The organism is Oscillospiraceae bacterium (assembly GCA_035380125.1).
Lineage (GTDB): Bacteria > Bacillota > Clostridia > Oscillospirales > JAKOTC01 > DAOPZJ01.
Genome location: DAOSWV010000004.1, coordinates 45,744 through 66,023, shown reverse-complemented (window position 1 = coordinate 66,023; position 20,280 = coordinate 45,744). Strand labels below are relative to the sequence as shown.

Annotated in this window: 19 protein-coding genes; 11 read left to right on the top strand and 8 right to left on the bottom strand. The window is 50.8% G+C overall.

Annotated elements, in window-relative coordinates; genetic code table 11:
* Window positions 1-25: 25 nt before the first annotated feature.
* The 3 genes from PK629_02190 to PK629_02180 all read right to left on the bottom strand — a co-directional run bounded on the left by PK629_02190 (window position 26) and on the right by PK629_02180 (window position 3,286).
* On the bottom strand, window positions 26-1,426 hold the full coding sequence (locus PK629_02190; protein ID HOP10282.1) for an oxaloacetate decarboxylase subunit alpha: 1,401 nt from the start codon (window positions 1,424-1,426) through the stop codon (window positions 26-28).
* Between the two features lie 99 nt (window positions 1,427-1,525).
* Entirely contained in the window at window positions 1,526-1,891 is a 366-nt protein-coding gene (locus PK629_02185) for a biotin/lipoyl-binding protein (GenBank protein HOP10281.1), read from the bottom strand.
* Window positions 1,892-1,945: 54 nt separating this feature from the next.
* The gene (locus tag PK629_02180) at window positions 1,946-3,286 is read right to left on the bottom strand and encodes a carboxyl transferase domain-containing protein (GenBank protein ID HOP10280.1); all 1,341 of its coding nucleotides are present in this window, start codon (window positions 3,284-3,286) and stop codon (window positions 1,946-1,948) included.
* A 276-nt stretch (window positions 3,287-3,562) separates the two neighbouring features.
* On the opposite strand from PK629_02180, the gene PK629_02175 reads away from it, so the two are divergent.
* From PK629_02175 to PK629_02150, 6 genes are all read left to right on the top strand, one after another.
* Window positions 3,563-4,318 (top strand): alpha/beta hydrolase, encoded by a 756-nt coding sequence (locus tag PK629_02175; GenBank protein ID HOP10279.1) that lies wholly within the window; start codon window positions 3,563-3,565, stop codon window positions 4,316-4,318.
* 26 nt (window positions 4,319-4,344) lie between these two features.
* Window positions 4,345-5,925 (top strand): UDP-N-acetylmuramoyl-tripeptide--D-alanyl-D-alanine ligase, encoded by a 1,581-nt coding sequence (gene murF, locus PK629_02170; GenBank protein HOP10278.1) that lies wholly within the window; start codon window positions 4,345-4,347, stop codon window positions 5,923-5,925.
* Between the two features lie 15 nt (window positions 5,926-5,940).
* Complete coding sequence (locus tag PK629_02165) at window positions 5,941-7,098, top strand: D-alanine--D-alanine ligase family protein (protein ID HOP10277.1); 1,158 nt, start codon at window positions 5,941-5,943, stop codon at window positions 7,096-7,098.
* 117 nt (window positions 7,099-7,215) lie between these two features.
* A complete protein-coding gene (gene trxA, locus PK629_02160) occupies window positions 7,216-7,524 on the top strand; it encodes a thioredoxin (protein ID HOP10276.1) in 309 nt (102 codons plus the stop codon).
* A 168-nt stretch (window positions 7,525-7,692) separates the two neighbouring features.
* Window positions 7,693-8,376 carry a cytochrome c biogenesis protein CcdA gene (locus PK629_02155; GenBank protein HOP10275.1) on the top strand — a complete coding sequence of 228 codons (684 nt, stop codon included), beginning with the start codon at window positions 7,693-7,695 and terminating at the stop codon, window positions 8,374-8,376.
* Window positions 8,377-8,391: 15 nt separating this feature from the next.
* Window positions 8,392-8,949 (top strand): TlpA disulfide reductase family protein, encoded by a 558-nt coding sequence (locus PK629_02150; protein ID HOP10274.1) that lies wholly within the window; start codon window positions 8,392-8,394, stop codon window positions 8,947-8,949.
* 63 nt (window positions 8,950-9,012) lie between these two features.
* Here PK629_02150 and PK629_02145 read toward each other — a convergent pair whose 3' ends face one another.
* From PK629_02145 to PK629_02135, 3 genes are read right to left on the bottom strand one after another with little or no spacing between them, the layout of a single operon-like run.
* Entirely contained in the window at window positions 9,013-9,804 is a 792-nt protein-coding gene (locus PK629_02145) for a M55 family metallopeptidase (protein HOP10273.1), read from the bottom strand.
* The gene (locus PK629_02140) at window positions 9,801-10,592 is read right to left on the bottom strand and encodes a M55 family metallopeptidase (GenBank protein ID HOP10272.1); all 792 of its coding nucleotides are present in this window, start codon (window positions 10,590-10,592) and stop codon (window positions 9,801-9,803) included. Before PK629_02140 ends, PK629_02145 begins: the two co-directional genes overlap by 4 nt.
* Window positions 10,589-11,182 carry a hypothetical protein gene (locus PK629_02135; GenBank protein HOP10271.1) on the bottom strand — a complete coding sequence of 198 codons (594 nt, stop codon included), beginning with the start codon at window positions 11,180-11,182 and terminating at the stop codon, window positions 10,589-10,591. Before PK629_02135 ends, PK629_02140 begins: the two co-directional genes overlap by 4 nt.
* A gap of 217 nt (window positions 11,183-11,399) precedes the next feature.
* Here PK629_02135 and PK629_02130 point away from each other — a divergent pair, with 217 nt between their 5' ends.
* On the top strand, window positions 11,400-12,623 hold the full coding sequence (locus PK629_02130) for a DUF4405 domain-containing protein (GenBank protein ID HOP10270.1): 1,224 nt from the start codon (window positions 11,400-11,402) through the stop codon (window positions 12,621-12,623).
* 58 nt (window positions 12,624-12,681) lie between these two features.
* Here the strand turns inward: PK629_02130 and PK629_02125 are convergent, their stop codons facing one another.
* The gene (locus PK629_02125) at window positions 12,682-14,667 is read right to left on the bottom strand and encodes a hypothetical protein (GenBank protein ID HOP10269.1); all 1,986 of its coding nucleotides are present in this window, start codon (window positions 14,665-14,667) and stop codon (window positions 12,682-12,684) included.
* Between the two features lie 22 nt (window positions 14,668-14,689).
* A complete protein-coding gene (locus PK629_02120) occupies window positions 14,690-16,084 on the bottom strand; it encodes a hypothetical protein (protein HOP10268.1) in 1,395 nt (464 codons plus the stop codon).
* Window positions 16,085-16,252: 168 nt separating this feature from the next.
* Here PK629_02120 and glpK point away from each other — a divergent pair, with 168 nt between their 5' ends.
* Genes glpK through PK629_02100 form a run of 4 tightly spaced genes read left to right on the top strand, consistent with a single transcriptional unit; the run spans window position 16,253 to window position 20,273 of the window.
* Window positions 16,253-17,743, top strand: a complete 1,491-nt coding sequence (glpK, locus tag PK629_02115; GenBank protein HOP10267.1) for a glycerol kinase GlpK — start codon at window positions 16,253-16,255, stop codon at window positions 17,741-17,743.
* 27 nt (window positions 17,744-17,770) lie between these two features.
* The gene (locus PK629_02110) at window positions 17,771-18,574 is read left to right on the top strand and encodes an aminoglycoside 3'-phosphotransferase (GenBank protein ID HOP10266.1); all 804 of its coding nucleotides are present in this window, start codon (window positions 17,771-17,773) and stop codon (window positions 18,572-18,574) included.
* Between the two features lie 17 nt (window positions 18,575-18,591).
* Window positions 18,592-19,353, top strand: a complete 762-nt coding sequence (locus PK629_02105; protein ID HOP10265.1) for a hypothetical protein — start codon at window positions 18,592-18,594, stop codon at window positions 19,351-19,353.
* Window positions 19,350-20,273: a phosphotransferase gene (locus PK629_02100; protein HOP10264.1), complete on the top strand. Its 924-nt coding sequence runs from the start codon at window positions 19,350-19,352 to the stop codon at window positions 20,271-20,273. Before PK629_02105 ends, PK629_02100 begins: the two co-directional genes overlap by 4 nt.
* Window positions 20,274-20,280: the final 7 nt, after the last annotated feature.

Below are 20,280 nucleotides of genomic sequence, written 5' to 3'. Positions count from 1 at the left end.
TCTCGGTTTATTCAGCAGGGACTAATTAAACGATATGGGTTTTATTGGCCGGGTCGAAATGCTCGCTGTCGACGCCGTGCATCCTGTTGCGGCGCTGTTCGAAGAACTTAATCGCAACCTGGTCGAACTGGGCGTAAGTCAGCACATCCTCGTCCTGAATGGCCCATTTTGCCGCTTTTTCGCGCATGGTATCCAGCTCGGGCTTAAGCAGATCGGCGGGGCGGCAAGTGATAGGCTCTTCGTCGCCGAGAATCTTCTTGGAGAATTCCGGAGAGATGGGCATCGGGGTCTTTCCGTACTCACCTTTGATCAGCGCTTTAAATTCCTTGGTGACGGTCTTATACCGCTCGCCCATGATGATGTTATATACCGCTTGGGTACCGACGATCTGGGATGAAGGCGTAACCAGCGGCGGATAACCGGCGTCGGCGCGCACACGCGGGACCTCATTGAGCACATCGTCGAGTTTATCAGACTTTTTGGCGTCTGCCAATTGTTTAACGAGGTTCGAAAGCATACCGCCCGGAACCTGATACAGCAGGGTGTTGGCATCAACACCGAGCATTCTCTGGTTGATCATGCCGCTCTTGATGTATTCAGCGCGCAGTTCGGCGAAATAATCCTTGATCGGGTTCAGCTTGACCAGGTCGATTCCGGTGTCATACTGTGTTCCCTTGAGTGCGGCGACCATACTCTCAGTCGGCGCATGGGAGGTGCCGAGTGCCAGCGGGGACATGACCGTGTCGATGATATCGGCGCCAGCTTCAATGCCCTTGAGCAGAGACATGGACGCGAGACCCGCCGTATAATGTGAGTGCAGCTGGATCGGGACTTTGACGTTTTCTTTGAGCGCCTTGACCAGATCATAGGTAAAGAACGGGGTCAACAGACCCGCCATATCTTTGACACAAATAGAATCCACGCCTTCGTCCTCGAGCTGTTTGGCGTATTTAACGTAATAGTCAATTGTGAAGACCTCGCCGGTCGTATAAGAGATTGCACCCTGAACATGGGCTTTTTCCTTCTTGGCTGCGGCGATGGAGCACTTCAGATTGCGGATGTCGTTAAGCGCGTCAAAGATGCGGATGATATCAATACCGTTGGAAACGCACTTCTGGACGAAATATTCGACCACGTCGTCAGCATAATGGCGATATCCCAGCATATTCTGCCCGCGGAAGAGCATCTGCAGCTTGGTATTGGGCATTTTTTTGCGCATGGTGCGCAGACGATCCCACGGATCTTCGTTCAAAAAACGCAGGCAGGCGTCGAATGTCGCACCGCCCCAGACTTCCATCGAATGAAAGCCGATTTTATCCATCAGTTCCATGACCGGAAGCATCTGCTCGGTGCTCATGCGGGTCGCCAACAGCGACTGATGGGCATCACGCAGCGTCAGGTCGGTAATCAGAATCTTTTTTGCCATATTATAACCATTCCTTTACAGATTGAGAGATGTTTGAGCCGATTCGGAAAAGCCGAAAGGAACAAACTCCCGGTTCGAAAAATTTATTTTTCGAACTGCTTACGCGATGGTAAGCAGGACGTCGTCTGCGTTGACCGTGTCGCCTTTTTTTACATTGACGCCGGTGACGGTGCCCGCTTCGGCCGCCTGAATCTCGTTTTCCATTTTCATGGCCTCGAGAATCAACAGAACCTGACCCTTTTCCACGGTATCACCCTGCTTTGCGAACACATTGATGATGGTGCCGGGCATCGGGGCTTTGACGGGGTTACCATCTGCGGCGGCAGCGGGTGCTGCGGCAGGTGCCGGTGCAGGTGCGGCTGCGGGTGTCGGTGCGGGTGTCGGTGCGGCTGCCGCGGTTGAGCCGACTTCTTCGACGGCAACGTCATAGGTTTTGCCATTGACGGTGATCTTCAGGTTTTTCATATCTTTTCTCCTTAATTCATTAATCATTATCTATATAGATCGGATTGCCCGATTTTACAACAGATTGGTGGCATGCTTTTTGGGCATGCGGCTGACCCGTTTGCCCGAGAGCATTGACAGCGCCGAAAGCACCTGTGCACGAATCGTGGCGGACGTCACGATGGCATCTACCAAACCGGCAGAAGCTGCTGCTTTTGCACCGAGTTTGTCTGCGGCATAGGCGGCATAAACCGCTTTGCGCTCCGCCTCGCTCTTGCAGTTATCCAGCAGCTGCGGTTCGTTGATAATCAACGCCGCATCGGGGTTGACCGGACTGATAATTGCATTTTCATACGCAAATACAGCGTCTGCATTTGCGGATTTGCCGCAGGTCGCAATATAAACAGGACCGATGGCTTTCCCGGTTATAACCGAGATCTTGGGGCAAGTCGCCTCTGCATACGCCTGAGACAACGCGGCGGCGGTCATAATCGCACCTTTTGCCTCGCCGTCGCCGTCCGGCGCAAAACCGTCGGTATCAACCAGCGTAACAACCGGGATCGAATAGGCGTCGCACAACCGCACAAAACGGGCGATCTTTTTAGCGGCGCAGCTGCGGATATAGCCCTTTTCGTCCTTTGCGGTGGAAACCAGGCCCACGCTTTGTCCGCCGACGGTGGCAAAGCCGACTTTCGCGGTTGTGCCGTATTCGGCGTAGAGCTCATAAAAACTGTCTGAATCGGCAATACCTTCGGCGGGTTCGGTAAAATCAAACACCGGGGGCACGTCGAGATTGTTGGACGGGAGATATGAGAGCAGCTTTTTCGCCGCCTCAACTGCCGAAGCTGCGTCTTTCGTGACCAACGCCGCCGTTCCGTTCTTTGCCGCTGTCACACTGCTCTTAGCGGGCTTATAACCGGGCTGTGCCGCTTTGATGATGTCGTCCGGCGTCAAAAACAGCTGCGCGTCTTCACACAGAATCACTGCATCGGCACATTCGGCGATCATCGCCATTGAACCGCCGCAGGTACCGGTCACGACCGCGATCTGCGGTACTACGCCCGAAAGGGTATTGGCGCTGTTCATAAATTTACCGAGTGCCGACATCACTTCGCCGCCCTCAGCCATCCGCACGCCGTTGCTGTCAAAAATCCCGACAACAGGAGCGCCGTTTTGGGCTGCAAGCTCATAAATCTTTCCGATCTTTTCCGAGGCCGCCGTTCCGAACGCGCCGCCGATTGTTCCGCTGTCCTGCGCGAACGCAAACACGGGATTGCCGTCTGCGGTTCCCCATGCCGCCAGCACGCCGCTTTCGCCGCTGGCCGCCAGATCTCCGATCTCCATAACGCTGCCCTCGTCAAACAGCGAGAACAGAATCTGTTTTGTCTGTTGTTTTGCCTCCGTGTTATTTGCCATAAAAGGGTTTTCCTCCATTCGCTTACAAACGAACCGATTTGATCCGCCCGCAAAATTCTGCGCTCATACCGTTTCCAAAGGGAACCAACAAAACCATCCTCCCCCAGTATGATGAACTCATTATAACAGATCGCCCGAAAAATGACAAGGGCTGATCGGGCGTTTTACGGGATTTCCGTCGAATTTTTTCCCAAATGTCCGGCCTGTCTGTCGTTGACTGCCATGCGGACGCATGGTATAATATACTAAACACATCATGGGTCTGAGAGGAGATTTATGAAAACTTCGGTCGACGGTCTTGAAATCGGATATGACAGCACCGGCGAAGGCAGGCCCGTTTTGTTTCTGCACGGCTGGGGCGTCGACCGCAGCACCTTCAAACCGGTCGCAGACCGCATCTCCGACTGCTGCCGCGTGATCACGGTTGACCTGCCGGGGTTCGGTGAGAGCGAAGAGCCGAAAAAACCCTTTAACACCGATGATTTCGCCGATTTCACCGAACATTTTATCGCAGCACTCGGCCTCGAAAAGCCGATTCTGGTCGGTCACTCAAACGGTGGAAAAACCGCATTGGCACTGGCCGGACGGGGATACCAAAACATTTCAAAACTGATACTTGTCAGCAGCACCGGCATTCCCGCCAAACACAAACCCGGATTTTATATCAAACGATTCTTTTTCAAAACGGGAAAAAAACTTTTGAATGCTCCGGTGATCGGCAAACCGTTTTCAAAAATTTTCGACCCGTCCAAGTACGGCTCTGAAGATTATAAAAAGGCCTCGCTGATGATGAAAAAAACCATGTCGGCGGTGCTGGCGCAGGACGTGTCCGACCGGTTGAAAAACATCTCCGTCCCCACTCTGCTGTTCTGGGGCGACAAGGACACCGCGACGCCGCTCTCCGACGCCGAAAAAATGAAGAAATTGATTCCGGACGCCGGACTGATCGTCTATAAGGACTGCGATCACTACGCCTTTTTACGTAAATTACCCGAATTCACGGCTGCACTGCGTTATTTTATATTGAATTAAACAACAAGTGAGAGGGGACACCGAGTGTGATTGCGAAACTCGTCTATTTGGCCGCCTGTCTTTTAATGGGCTTTTACTGTGTTTTCAACGTCAAATTCCATCTGCATATGCTTCAGCTCTCGTCCTACCGCTCCGAGCGTTATCTCGACTGGGTACTGCATAATTTTAAGAAGTTGATCCCGAACCTGGTTTTGCTTGTATCGGCAGATATCGTTACCATATTGATTGAACTTGGCTCGGATCAAGATATCGCGTTTGCACTTGCGGCTTGTCTGCTGGCGATCGTATTCGGAATTTTCTGGCTGCTTTTCAAAGCGCCCAGAGCCAAAAAAGCGCTGGTTTTTACCGCGCGTGCCAAACGGATTTTCGGCACGGCTTTATTCTTCCCGCTCGCGGCAATGATCAGCGGATATTTTTTAATTCCGCACCGCGGTGCAATCGTGCTGGCCGGTTCGGTATGCGCGGTCGGACCGCTTTTAATGTTACTGTCACTTGCGTTAAACACCCCGATCGACAAGATGATTTATAACAAATATTTTAAAATGGCACAGCAAAAGCTGGCTCAAAGCAATGCCGTCACGGTCGGAATTACCGGCAGCTACGGCAAAACCAGCACTAAGTACATCCTCGGGCGTTTGTTATCCGAACACTTTAACACGCTCATCACGCCCGAGAGCTATAATACCCCCATGGGCGTCGCCAAAGTCGTCAATAATGACCTCAAAGCCACGACTGAGGTCTTTGTGGCGGAGATGGGTGCGGCCTGTGTGGGTGATATCGCAGAACTCTGCCGCCTGACCAACCCGGTATTCGGCGTGATCTCCGCCATCGGCGAACAGCACCTCAAGACCATGGGTTCGCTCGAAAACATCATCGCCACTAAATTCGAGCTTGCCGACGCCGTCGAAAAAGTCGGCGGGACAATGTTTTTGAACTATGACAATCCCTATATTTCTGCGCACGGTTCCAAAGCCAAAACCGTTAAATACGGGTTGGAAGCGGAAGGGCTTGATTTCCGGGCCGACGGTATACAGGCCGACCAAAACGGAATCAAATTCACCATTCATTATCCCGACGGCACCTTCGAGGCGCGTACCAAACTTTTAGGCCGCCACAACGTCATCAACATTCTGGCCGCAGTCGCCGTCTGTTCCGAATTCGGCATTGACCCGAAGAGAACGGCCGGTGCCATTTCCAAGCTTGAACCCGTTCCCCACCGGCTCGAAATGCATAAGAACCCGTTCGGCCTGACGATTATCGACGACGCTTACAATTCTAATCCCACGGGGGCAGCTGCTGCGCTGGAAGCGTTGTCTTGGTTTGACAGCATGAAAATTGTGGTCACGCCCGGCATGGTGGAATTGGGTACGAAAGAAGATGCTGAAAATTACCGACTCGGCGAAAACGCAGCAAAGGTCTGCGATTTATTGATTTTAGTCGGCGGAAAACGGGCTGACCCGATTTATGACGGCGCAGTCGCCGCCGAACTTGCCGAAGATAAAATTATCCGTGTCGACACTTTCAAAAACGCGGCACAGATTTTTAACACCTTTGCTTCCCAAAACGCGGTCGTGCTGTTGGAAAACGACCTGCCCGACAATTATTAATCGGAGGAACTGTCAATGAAAATCAATCTCTGCGTCATCATGGGCGGAAAGAGCGTCGAACACGAGATCTCGATCATCACCGCCGTTCAGGCCATCAAAGCCATGGATACCGAAAAATACGAGATCATCCCGCTCTATATCACCAAAACCGGTGAGTTTTACACCTCGCCCGCGATGTGTGACATCGACAGTTTCAAGGATATCCCCGCCCTGCTGCAAAAATCGGAACGGGTGGCTTTTATACGCAAGGGCGGCACCGTCTATCTGGAAGGCGAAAAGAAGGGTTTGAAAAAGCCGTTTTGCATCCATATCGACGTCGCGTTCCCGATCGTGCACGGCACCAACGTCGAGGACGGAACGCTCGCGGGATTTTTAAATCTGCTCGACCTGCCCTACTGCGGATGCGACGTGCTCTCTGCCGCAAACAGCATGGATAAACTGACGACCAAAGACATTCTCTCCGCAAAGGGCATCCCGGTACTGGCGGCGACCGATTTCTACGCCGACCGCTGGGCCGCTGAACGCGATAAACTTCTCGATTTGATTGAGAAAAATCACCGTTATCCGATTATCGTCAAGCCGGTTAATCTCGGTTCGAGCGTCGGCGTTTACAAGGTCAAAACCCGTGATAATTTATCCGGAGCCATTGACGACTGTTTCCTCCTGTGCAGCCGGGTCATGATTGAAAACGCGGTCGAAAACCTGCGCGAAATCAACTGTTCGGTGTTGGGTGACGTCTATGAAGCCGTTGCAAGCCCCTGCGAAGAGCCGGTCGGCAACGATGCGATTTTATCTTATGGCGACAAATACATGAGCGGGCAAAAAGGGATGAGCGGGCTGAGCCGCAAACTGCCCGCCGATATTGGCGAAGAACAGACCGGATTGATTCAAAAATACGCTGTTGAGGCCTTTCAGGCGCTCGGATGCAGCGGTGTTGCCCGCATCGACTTTCTGACCGATTCCAAAACAGGCGAAGTCTATGTCAACGAGCTCAACACCATCCCGGGTTCGCTGTCTTTTTATCTTTGGGAAGCGGCCGGAATGCATTATTGCGATCTTTTGGACAAAATAATTGCACTGGCGTTTAAACGCGACCGCGAGCGCAAAAATCTGAATTTCTCTTTCGATACCAATATTCTGTCCGGGTTTTCGTTCGGCGGTTTGAAAAAATAAAAAGCCAAACGACATTTCGATGGCCGATCACTTTAAGAGCGTTATGTGACGAGGTCACATTTTTCATAAATCTTTGATGCTATAATGAAGCCACATTCCTGAAAGGAGTCGTAAAACATGTCAGTCGTAACATTAACCAAAGATAATTTCACCGAAGAGGTCATCAACAGCAAGGTCCCCGTTCTCGTCGATTTCTGGGCCCCTTGGTGCGGTCCGTGCCGCATGGTCTCCCCGATTGTGGACGAGATTGCCAATGAACGTGCCGATATCAAGGTCGGCAAAGTCAATGTGGATGAACAGGGCGAGCTCGCGATGCAATACCGCGTGATGAGCATCCCCACCCTGCTGGTCTTTAAAAACGGAAAGCTTGCCGCTTCTTCAATCGGTGCAAGACCCAAAGCGGATATTCTGGCCTTACTTGCCTGAGCGATACAAAATCAATGTCGTGGCGTAAAGCCGTCACACCGCCACCGGCGTGACGGCTTTTTCGTCGTGACGATTTTTTCGTCATACATAATCGCAGGAAGTTTTTCCCTTCCGCATTTAACGAACACGGTTGGCTCTGCAAAACCTCTGTGAAAGGATAATACAAGCTTGCAATATCTGATTTCTTTCCTTGAGGGTATCATCACCTTCATCTCGCCGTGCATACTGCCGATGATACCGATTTATATCCTCTATTTCGCAGGCGGAAGTACCGGTGACAACGCCGAAGGCAAAAAGAGCAAGGTCTTTGTCAACGCACTCGGCTTCGTTCTCGGGTTCACTGCGGTATTCGTCGCACTCGGCGCGTTGGCCTCAGCCATCGGCGGTTTGTTAATTCAGCATAAAACCGCTGTTAATATTATCACCGGCGCAATCGTCATTGTATTCGGGCTGAACTTTATCGGAATATTCAAAATCGGATTTCTCAACGGCAGCAAAAAGTTCGATACCGCCGTGAAACCGCTTGGGTTTTTCCCCGCTCTATTGTTCGGCTTGATTTTTGCAGTCGGCTGGACACCTTGTGTCGGTGCTTTTCTGGGCTCTGCACTCGGGCTTGCGGCGAACAGTGATACCGTCTTTTCGGGCATAACCCTGTTGTTGGTCTATTCTCTGGGCCTCGGCGTCCCGTTTTTGCTCAGTGCGGTGCTGATCGACCGATTAAAAGGCGTTTTCGGTTTTATTAAAAAACACTATCAGATCGTCAATATCATCTGCGGTTCGTTGTTGATCATCGTGGGCATTTTAATGATGACGGGTGTCATGAGCCGGATGATGACTGTACTCAATACATAAGCTAAAGGAGTATTTATGAAACAATCCGCCAAAACGATTCTCTGGATCGCGGTAATCGCCGTTGTTCTGGTCGGCGCCATTTACGCCTACCCGAAACTCACGGAGAATTATAACGAAAATCAGGCGACTTCTCAAACTTCCTCCGCAAGTTCAAACTCCGCAGACCTCGCAACCGATTTCACGGTTTTTGACGCATCGGGAAATGAAGTGGCCCTGTCCTCCAAATTCGGAAAACCCATCGTGTTGAATTTTTGGGCCAGTTGGTGCGGACCCTGCCAAAGCGAACTGCCCGATTTTAACAAGGTCTATCAGGAATTGGGCGATCAGGTAGAATTCTTTATGGTCAATCTGGACGATCCGAGCGAGGAGGAAAACGTCAAATCCTTCCTCTCCGAAAACGGATATGTCTTTCCCGTCTATTATGACACGACTTACGAAGGCGCAATGGCCTATAATATCACCGGCATTCCGGCCAGCTATTTCATCGATGCAGATGGCAACATCGTGTTTATACAGCGCGGTATGATCAGTGAATCCGCTCTGCGAACAAGAATTGATGAGATACTTGACTAAAATGAATTCAGCAATAAAAGCCCTCGTACAGCATGGCGCACGAGGGTCTTTAACAGTCAATTCTTATAACATCAGATCCGCGAAACATTCGATCTTCGTCAAAACTTTTCTGAGCGTACGGGCATCAAACCGTTCCACATGATCCTTTTTGGCCTTTTTGTCACAAAAATCAGAGCGGTAGAGTTCTAATATGATTTCCAGCGGCATGACGGGTTTGTACGGTTTGAATTCACCCGCCGAAGCCCGTTTCATCGCCGCTTCCGCCGCGTCGTGAATGCGCTGTTCAGCCAGTTCAAGCGGCTCAAGTTTCGCTTGATTGCGCCCAATACCGTATTTGACAACGGCTGTCTCGATGTTCCCCAGCAACGCTTTCGCCTCAACACAGGCGGCTTCATCCCCGGCCGCCATACAAAACGGAATGTCATATGCGCCGGCGAACAATGCTATTTGCCCGATCTCACCTATCTTGCGGCCGTTGACATAATAGTTATACCACTGATAGGCGTTCTGGGTGTGATCCAAGAAACCGTTTAGGGTCCCGGCCATCGCATGCGCGCCGACCAGCATGAAGAGATCGATTTCGCCATTATAAACCGATTCATGTCTCTTACTGCGTTCAATGGGGAGATTTGCGCGTTTGTCAACTTCATCCCAAACAAGGCCGCCGCTGCCATGTCCGTCTGAAACCCAGATTTTATCCGCACCGCCGTCAAAACAGCCTGCAATCGCCGCATTCAAATCGGCAGTCAGCCGCCTTTTGGAATAAAGATGATCCGGAGTTCCTTCCTCGGTTACCTGTTCCGCGCGGCCAACGCCGCTGGCGCCCTCAAGATCCGTAACAATAAAAACGTTCATATCAGCAGGTCCTTATGGTGAACGATCTTTGTCACGACTTTCCTGAGCGTACGGGCATCAAGGCGTTCGATGTTATCCTGTTTGGCCTTGTCGTCACAAAAATCCGAGCGATATAACTCTAATTTCACTTCCAGCGGCAGAATCGGTTTATACGGTTTAAATTCGCCCGCCGAAGCGCGCTTCATGGCCGTTTTCGCCGCGTCGTAAATCCGCTGTTCGGCCACTTCGAGCGGTTCCAGTTTGGCCTGATTGCGTCCGATACCGTATTTGACAACGGCTGTCTCGATGTTCCCCAGCAGCGCTTTCGCCTCAACACAGGCGGCCTCATCACCGGCCAGCATCACAAACGGGACGTCATAAGCGCCGCAGAAAAGTACGAGCTGTCCGGTCTCACCCATCTTGCGGCCGTTGACATAATAGTTATACCACTGGCGCGAGTTCTGCGTGTGATCCAAAAATCCGTTCAGCGTCCCGGCCATGGCGTGTGCGCCGACCTCCATGAATAAATCCACACCGCCGGCAATCACGATTTCATCCCATTTATAACGATCCTCCGGCACAAGAGCCCGTTTGTCAAGATCCGCAAAGTGAAGCCCGCCCGGGCCGTGTCCGTCCAGAACCCAGACCTTGTCGGCGCCGCCGTCGAAACACCCGGCAATCGCCGCGTTCGTATCCGCCGTCAGCCGCTTCATGGCATAAAGGTTCCCCTCCGACCCGATTTCACTGACCTGATCCATACGGTCGACGCCGCTGGCACCTTCGAGATCAGTGATGATTAAAACCGTCATAAATACTCCTCCGTTTTCTCCAGTGTTTTTATGGTCAATTCATTTATGATTTCGGTTGTGACAAATGTCGGGGGTTCGGGCGGCAATGTGTTATAATAATCATGCAGGACGTATCCGAGCGTCTGTATGGCCAATTCGGATGAAACGGTCCCGACACCCTCCGGTGTGGTTTCTTCCAACAGCGGCCTGATCGTTTCCCGCCACCATATCCCGTTCATCACCGTGCGGTCGTAACGAAAGCACTCGTCCCAGCCCGTCAGACCCGCCGCTTTGGACCTTTCCCAGACACCATGATGTAAAAATTCATCGAATGCGGCGTCGGTGATACAGTGTACACAATATCCCAATAGTAAGTCGCTATCGTATCTCTTCCGGTTTTCACCGTAGAATCTGCCGACGTTTTCATACCAGTCACGGGGGTTTTTGGCGCGTAAATGTGCCGCCCAGCGCACTTCTTTGGGTGCAAATCCGTCGGCATTGACACTATCGGGCAGAAAGCAGCCAAAATAATACTGTCCCGTTCCTTTGATCCGCCCGTCGGTTTTTGCAATCCCATCGCCAACCAAAAGATGCATCATCGTAGACGCCATTTTTTCACCTCCGTTGCTTGTCATTATAACAGTTGAACAAGGCGTTTGCAATCGAAAACATGATATTTTCTGTTCCGGAGAAAACCAAAAAGTATTTGGCGTTTCCATAAAAAATTTTTATTTTTCGAACATATTTCTGACATTATTGTCTTTTATACTGTATACCGAGGTGATTCCTATGAAGAAAACCGCTCTTAAAATAAGTATAGACATTTTTATGATAATCATCTGGATCGTCCTGATGACATACGATCTGACCGGTTCGGTCTGGCACGAAATCCTCGGTATCGGTATGTTGATTCCGTTGTTTTTCCACTTGTTTCTCAATTGGAAATGGATTATAAACGTCAGTAAAAATATCTTTAAAACCAAGCCGAACGTCAATACCGTGCGCTGGGTTTGTGACATTCTGATGCTCATCGGGTACGTCCTCACGGCTGTCTCCGGCGTTGCAATTTCAAAAGAACTATTCTGGCAGATCAGAGCAGACAATAACGAGCTGTGGTACACCATCCACGCCTGGTCGGCCTATCTCACGCTGGCGGTTCTGGGTGTCCATGTCGGACTGCACTGGAAGATGATTCTCGGCTTTTTCCGCTCCGCATTCCACATCCAAAAGCCCACACGTCTCCGCAGAACAGTCGGCGCCGTGATTTCTCTGGCTGTGATCCTCTACGGCATTAAATCAACCGTCACTTACAGCTTACCGGCATACACCGCAGCTGACGACGCGACCGTCGATTACACGACCTCACAACTCGCCTACTCCGAATACGGCAACGAGGAGGAAAGCAGTGTCAAAATCATCAACATCGGCACAAGACCCTCCACAAGCAACACGATAACCGAAACCCCGAACGTCGGTGAAACCTTGAACGAATTTTTAGGCAGATTGTTTTGTAACGGCTGCAGCAGGCACTGCTCTCTGCTATCCCCCGGCTGTTCAACGGGGCGTTCTCTCGTGACCCAAGCGAATACCATATACTCGGAATTCACCGCTACAGCTTCTTCCGCTTCAAGCGCTTCAGCAAGTTCTGCCGCAACCAGTTCTGCCTCGACAGAATCTGTCGTTTCTTCCGCCGCAGCAAGCTCTTCCCCGGCCAGTTCAACCGTAACAAGTTCTTCCTCGCCCGGTTCTGTCGTGACAAGTTCCGCCTCAACAGAATCTGTCGTTTCTTCCGCCGCAGCAAGCACTGCTGCATCATCAGCGACAACACCTTCCGAATCTGCGGAAACCGGTGTTTCGCAGACTTCAAGCGATACTCAGGTCTGGGAATCTTCCGGCACCGAACAATCCGCATCCTCGCAGGAGCAGACTCCTTCCACCGACGATGGCGAATTCTTCGAATACAGCGGTAAAGTCTTAAGCAACCTCTCAATTTTAGGAATGTATATTGCAGGAACCTATTATGTGGTCGAATTCCTCGGGAAAAAGCATTAATCATATTAACCAAAACACGGCGCTGTTGAACAGCGCCGTGTTTTGGTTTACATCAGCTTTAAACGATCTTAATCGCGCAATATCCCGCAAACGACCCTGCGGGTATTGTAAATTCCAATCGCTCGCTTTCGCTGAATGAAAGGGAAAGCGGGCTTTTGTTTTCGGGGGTATAAAGCATAACCGATTCGGCAGAACGCAATACATTGATTTTCACCTTAACCTCACCGATTTTAGGTGCACCGGATTCAAACGCCGGAATCGGGTCTTTGTGTCCGCAGTCACCGTTCTTTTTAACGGTATCGCCGATATTGACGATGTGCAGTGTACGGCAGTGTTGATTTTCGAACAGTGAGACAAACAGCTCGGATTCACTCTCAACTTCATAAACGGTCTCATCAAGTTGTTTGCGCAGCGCTTTTCCGCCGGTTTCACGCAGCTGATCCAGCGCATAGGGCTGAACATTGCCTCGATGGGTAAAGTGATCGGCGCGTGGAACGCTCAAAATATCCTGATAGACATCCGCACATTCCGATGGGTTAATCAAGATAACCTCACCTTTGCCGAGTTTTTGCGTTTTACAAAGCGCAGGGGTTTCGCGCCTGCTGCCGTCGGTTTGATAGATGCCGAAATCGCCGACGATCAGCAGCTTCCCGCCGTTTTTGACATAAGTCTCAAGATCGGACAGGGCCTTATCCGAGAGCATCGCCGCAAATACCGCCGCAATTACTTTGTGTTGACCGAACTCTTCGCCGTTATCTTCAAAAACCATATCGGTCGCAATTCCGGACATCATTGACGCCTGCATCCACTGCAGGAATTTACGCATATACCCGTCGCACCCGTCGGCATAATCGCGGGTATTCTGTGACATTAAAAACGTCAGATCGGCAAGCTTTTTGGGGTGTTCAAACAGTTCGAGGTGGTTCTCCTCAAAATGACGCAGTTTACCTTCGTCGAGATAATCATCGAGATTTTCCCCGCCGCTCTGTGTAAACAACTGACCCCATGCCATCGAAAACGCCCAACCGAAATAGAGCGCCGAATCCGAACAGGGGTAAAACATCGACATCGCCGGGACACCGCGTTTCCGACCCATGCAGAATCGATGCACCGCTTCGGCTGCAAATGACGGCCATGACTGGGAGATGATGTGGGTGCTGCAGTTCTCTTGAAAGATACAGTCCCAAATCTCGGCGCATTTTTCAAACGGCAAAGCCGTCACGTTGGTCGAAATGACGCTCGAGATATAGTTCGGACGCAGCATTTTATAACCCAAATCCTCATAATGCTTTTTGACGGCATAAGCGAAATCGAGGGTCGATTCGTCCTTCATACGCTTCCAGGCCACAAACGCCGGATCTTTGAAGTTCCAGTAAAAATCCTTCCAACCCTCGGGCTGCGGAATGTCATATCCGGTCTTCTCTTTGAGCAGACGGCGGCAGTGTTCGCAGGTGCAGGCGTTGAACGAGGCCCAGCCGGTGCCGTCGTTGCCGAAGTACTGCACGTCGTCGGTCATGATGCCGTCAACGCCCTGTGCATATACGTCTTCAAGATATTTGAAATACAACCGCCTGTAATCGGGATTGTTGAAACAAAAACCGTACCCGTGATAGGTCGTGATACCCAGCTTTCCGCTGCGGCCCGATACCTGCCGCATACTCGACAACGGCACGCCGTCGATAACCGGATCGCCATAGGCGTCGTCCCAGAAACCGGACCAGTCCTCCGGCTTTGAATTGCGCGAGAGCAAAACTTTTTCAGCCCACATTCTGTCCTCGTCGTTCTGCGGGTTGAACGTCAGATGCGAACTGTGATGCTCGACGTATTTGATGCCGTACTTATGGCAGGCCCTGACCAGTTTTCCGATGCAGGCGTTGATCTTATCCCAGTGGCGATAAAAAGACCAACGGAAATGCGTGCAGCTGAAACCGATCAGAATCGTGATGCCGACGTCGGCATACCGCTTGACCTTGGCGTCCATATCCGCCTGTGAAAAGTTGTAAATTTCATCGGAATCATACCAAATCCATCCGTACCGTGTCATATAACCACCCTTTCACCGTGACTCATTTTAAAAATTTATCTTTGCTGTTTTGCTCTCGCTTTTGTATTGAAAAGATGACAGCTGCAAGTATTACCAGAAGTGTGAATGAAATAAAGAAATGGTACAGCCGGTTGCCGATCGCAAAGCCGAACAGGTGCAGATACTTTCCTTCGGTCCACTGGACAAAGTATTTCCCGAAAAATGCCCCCGCAAACCCCGCTAAACTGACCGCCGTAGAATAAAACGCCAGACAGGACGATTTTGATTCCTCGGGCATCCGCATAAACGGCAGATTCGACATTCCGAGCGTCAGTCCGGGGCTGACAAAATTGGTGTAAATGCAGAGTATCGGGTAAATCCATACCGTCTGTTCCGTAATCAACATATTGAACAACTGCGGAAACGCGTAGAGAATCAAGGACAGCGCCAACGCATAAAACCATCCGAGTCTTTTGATCAGTTTATTCCAGACCGGAAGCATAATCAACAGAATCGGTAGCGCAAAGATGGTCATGAAGGTGTAAAAAGTATAACTCATCTTGGCTTCTTCAAGCAGATACACCACAAAATACTGCCCTTGAATCGTGACTGTGAAGTTATATGCCACACCAATCAGTACCAGCTGCAAAAAGCCCTTGTTCTTGATCGGCGCCGAAAAAATCGAGAGAAAATCGAGTTTGGGCGGTTTGGGATAAGAGACCTCCCGGATGCGGAAAAACATATTGCATTCCAATCCGATAAAAACAAGCGCCGCACCGCGTAAAACCAAAATACCGGTCAGCGCCAGCCCCTGCGCCTCGAACCGATCCAGCAAAAACGCACAGGAAACACTTGTCACCGCGTTGAGTGTGGTATAAATCATCTGCTGCATCGAAAAGAAATCCGCACGTCGGTCGGGCGTTATGTAGGTGATGTGCCAAGCTGAAATTGCCGGGCTGTTAATCGAAATCGATACCTGCATAATGACCATTAAAACGATAAATAAGGTGATCTGCGGTTTCTGTGAAAGCGGCAGCAGCGGCACGAGCGGCAATAAAATCCCATTGATACCGTAATAGATCAGGCGGGTTGTGAAAACGAATGTCTTACGCGATTTCAGCCGTTCGATCAATGCCGGCGCAAAAATCTGGGTCACACCGCAAGCCGTCTGAATACTGACGATGGTCCCCACATAGGCATTTTTGACGCTGTCACTCTCGCCTTTGAGCAAGATCAAAATCAATCCGGTGAAAAAGACGCCGTTCATCACCACCGAAGCGAGGTTGGCGAAGGCGTTTCCCCAGAATACACGGCGCAGATCCAGTGCATACCCGTCGTAATCGTTATAGAGGGCGTTGATACGGCTCTCTTTTATACCGCCGACGTAATTATAAAGAACGCTGCCGAGATGCAAAAAGAAATTCCGAAAGAACTTCATATATGTATACACACCATTATCAGATTTGTCTGAAAAAACGTCGCGGTATAGAGGATAAGGCAATCCCGCCCTCCGTTCATAATATTATATCGAACCTCGCTTGTCAATCGTTCTTGAAAATGTTTTTTTAATCATGTATAATCATGACAAACACCCGACAGGAGAACGATTATGAGCTATATCATGGCTTTGGATTCGGGCACGACAAGCGCCCGGTGCATCCTTTTTGATCACAACGGCAATATCTGCAGTATGGCGCAAAAAGACATTCGCCAATTTTATCCCAAACCCGGTTGGGTCGAACACGATCCGATGGAGATCTGGGCCACTCAAATCGGGGCGGCGCAGGAGGCCATGCAGAAAATCGGCGTCTCGGCGCACGATATCGCGGCAATCGGTATCACCAATCAACGCGAAACCACCGTGGTATGGGATAAAACCACCGGCGAGCCGGTGTATAACGCCATCGTCTGGCAATGCAGACGCACGGCGGAGTATTGCGATGAACTCAAGGCCAAAGGGCTGGCGGAAAAATTCCGGCAAAAAACCGGACTGGTGATCGACGCGTATTTTTCCGGGACCAAGCTGCGCTGGATTTTGGAGAATGTCCCCGGTGCAAGACAACGCGCCGAACGGGGTGAACTGCTGTTCGGTACGGTCGAGAGCTGGCTGATCTGGCGGCTGACCGGCGGCAAAGTCCATGTCACCGACTATTCCAATGCTTCGAGAACCTTTTTATATAACATCAACGAGCTTTGTTGGGACAAAGAAATTCTTGCGGAACTCGATATTCCCACCTGTATGCTGCCCGAGGTCAGACCGTCGTCGTGTGTGTACGGCGAGACCCTGCCCGATTTCTTCGGCTATCCGATCAAAATCGGCGGCGCGGCGGGTGACCAGCAGGCGGCGCTGTTCGGGCAAACCTGCTTTTGCCCCGGTGAGGCCAAAAACACTTACGGGACGGGCGGATTTCTGCTGATGAACACCGGTGAAAAACCCGTATTCTCCGAACACGGGTTAATCACCACCATCGCGTGGGGCGCGGATAACAAAATCGAATACGCGCTCGAAGGATCAATCTTTATCGCCGGTGCTGCCATCCAGTGGCTGCGGGATGAGCTGCATCTGGTCTACAATGCCGCGGATACCGAATATTTCGCCTCCAAAGTGCCCGACACCGCCGGATGCTATGTCGTTCCGGCTTTTGTGGGGCTTGGGGCGCCGTATTGGGACCCGTACGCACGCGGCTGCATCGTCGGATTGACCCGCGGCGTCACCCGCGAACACATCATCCGCGCCACGCTCGAATCCATCGCCTATCAGACCGGCGACGTCATTTCCGCAATGGCGCAGGACTGCGGCCAAAAACTGCGCTCCCTGCGCGTGGACGGCGGCGCTTCGGCGAATAATTTTCTGATGCAGTTCCAAGCCGACATCACAGGCTCCCCCGTCCAACGCCCCGCCTGCATCGAGACCACCGCAATGGGGGCTGCCTATCTCGCGGGACTCGCAGTCGGCTATTGGCAGGACAAAGACGAGATCGAAAAGAACTGGCAGCGCGAGCACACTTTCGAACCCAGAATGTCTGCTGACCATCGTCAGGAACTTTTGGCAGGCTGGAAAAAAGCCGTCGACTGCTCCCGCGGCTGGGCTAAGTAAAATACCGGAGGAATTATCATCTTTAACATGGAAACACTGCCGGAGGCCATCCGGCGGCATATCGAGGGAAAACCCTATCGGGCGGACGACATCGGCTGTTCGAAGGCCAGCGTCCTGCTCTTTGACCATATGGTCTTGAAGATCGCAAAATCCGATTCGAACAAGGAGCGAAAAATTCTCACCTGGCTCGAAGGAAAACTGCCCGCGCCGCGCTTGATTGCCTTTGAACAACAGAACGGATTCAATTACCTGCTGATGTCGAAAATCCCGGGCGAGATGGCCTGCTCGGAGAAAAACATGCAAAATCCCGAACCGGCAATTCGGGCGCTTGCCGACGGTCTGAAAGCGCTTTGGGCGGTCGATACCACGGGCTGCCCGAACAGCAATACGCTTGAAGTCACGCTTGCAAGTGCCCGTTTTAATCTCGAAAACGTTTTGATTGACCCAAAGGAAATCGACGAAGACCGGATATGCACAAATGGATTTAGGGACATGAACGACTTGTTTTCTTTCCTTGACCATAACCGCCCGGATGAGGAGATTGTCTTTTCGCACAATGACTATTGCCTGCCGAATGTCTTTTTGGAAAACGGCGTATTCAGCGGCTTGGTCGATCTCGGCGACGCGGGGATCGGGGATAAATGGCAGGATATCGCTCTCTGCGTGCGTTCGCTCGAGTACAATTTAGTCAGGCTTTCGAAGCACAGCTGCAGCGAGTACGAGCGATATAAAGCCCTGCTGTTTGACGAACTCGGATTTGCCGAGGACGAAGACATCATCAAATATTACATTTTGCTCGACAACTTTTTCTATGTGTACAACCGAACTTAAAGAATTGAGGAATTTTAATGATAACGAGAAAACAGATCATAAACCATTTGACCGAAAAGCTGAAACCCCTGCCCTGGTGTTACGCATTCTGGCTTGAAGGTGCCGACGCTAACGGCACACTCGACAAATATTCCGATATCGATTTCTGGTTGGACGTCGAGGACGCAAACGAGGAAGACGCTTATCAAGCGGTCGAAAACGCGCTTTCCGAACTCTCTGAGATTGATTATAAATACATAATGAGACACGGCCATCCGAAAATCCGGCAGCGTATCTATCACCTCAAAGACAGCAGCGAATACCTGATGATCGACTTCTGCTGGCAGCTGCACAGCCGCAATCCCGATGAATGCAAATACCTCAAAGGCAGTAAGGTCGAATCAGCGAAAGCGCTTTTCGACAAGGTCGGGTTGATTCAATTTGTCGAACCCGATCTGACCTTGTATCAAAAGCAAAATGAATCTCGTATTGCTGAAGCTGAATACCGTTATACCCAACATACGCGGGTCGAAAAATACATTCGCAGAGAGCAGTTCCTTGAGGCCTGGGCCTATTACAACCGCTATGTGCTCGAGCCGCTGATTGATCTGCTGCGCGTAATTTACACACCTGCAAATACCGATTATTATTTGGTTCACATTTCGCACCATATCCCAAAAGATAAGCTGGAAAAGCTCAAATATTTCGCGCAAAATGCGACCCTCGAGGCCATGGACAAGAAAATCCCGGAGGCCGAGGCGTGGTTTGCCGAGTTGTTGAAAGAATTGGATGGGCAATGAACCAAGTTCAAATTATTAATTTTTTAAAAGAATATTATTCTATTAAAGCCGACACACTCGAACTTATCCGGGAGGCCGGAAGCAGCGCATATGTCGTCACAGAAAATAATAACAAATATTTTCTTCGTATCGTCAAGCCCGCATTCTTCGATACTGCGGTAACTGCCGCCGATATTCAATATTTCCTGCAAAAACAAGACTTCCCGGTTCCGAAGATTCATCCCGCCAAAGATGGTTCGCCCTGCGTGGAATGGCGTACATCAGATGAAAAACATCTTTTTGTGCTGTATGAATATATCGAAGGAAAAGAATCCGAACCCAATCAAGATGCAGAGGCGATCGGCGAGCTGATCGGCAAGCTGCACAAGATTATGAAAAGCTATCCCGGTCCGCTCGTAAAGCACGACAAACCGTTTTTCATCGGGCGGTACATCAATATTCTGCGCCGCAAGCAATATCCTAAAACCGACGAATTCGTCGCATACGGCGACGCGGTCTGGAACAGGGTAAGAGGTTTGCCGCGCGGCTATTGTCATGGCGACATGTATTCCGGAAACATTCATAAAGCGGCGAATGGAAAGCTCTATGTTCTGGACTTTGATACCTCGTGCGAGGCCTTTCCTGTTTATGACCCGGTGTTGATCTGCAACCGAACACATTATTTTGAATTCGACCCTGACGGATATGAAAAATCCAAAGCGGTCTTTACGCGTTTTCTGCCGTCGTATTTGAAACACAGTCCGCTCAGCCAAGCCGAGATTGACGCCTTTTTCGATTTAATCGCCGTTTATCATTTTCAGGTTCAGGCGACAGTTATCGAGATCAACGGCCTCGACTGCGTGGACGCGGCTTTTCTCGACCGGCAGTACGACTGGCTCTGCCGCTGGCGGGAGCAGTGTGAAATCAAATTGTTGAGATAAAACAGGA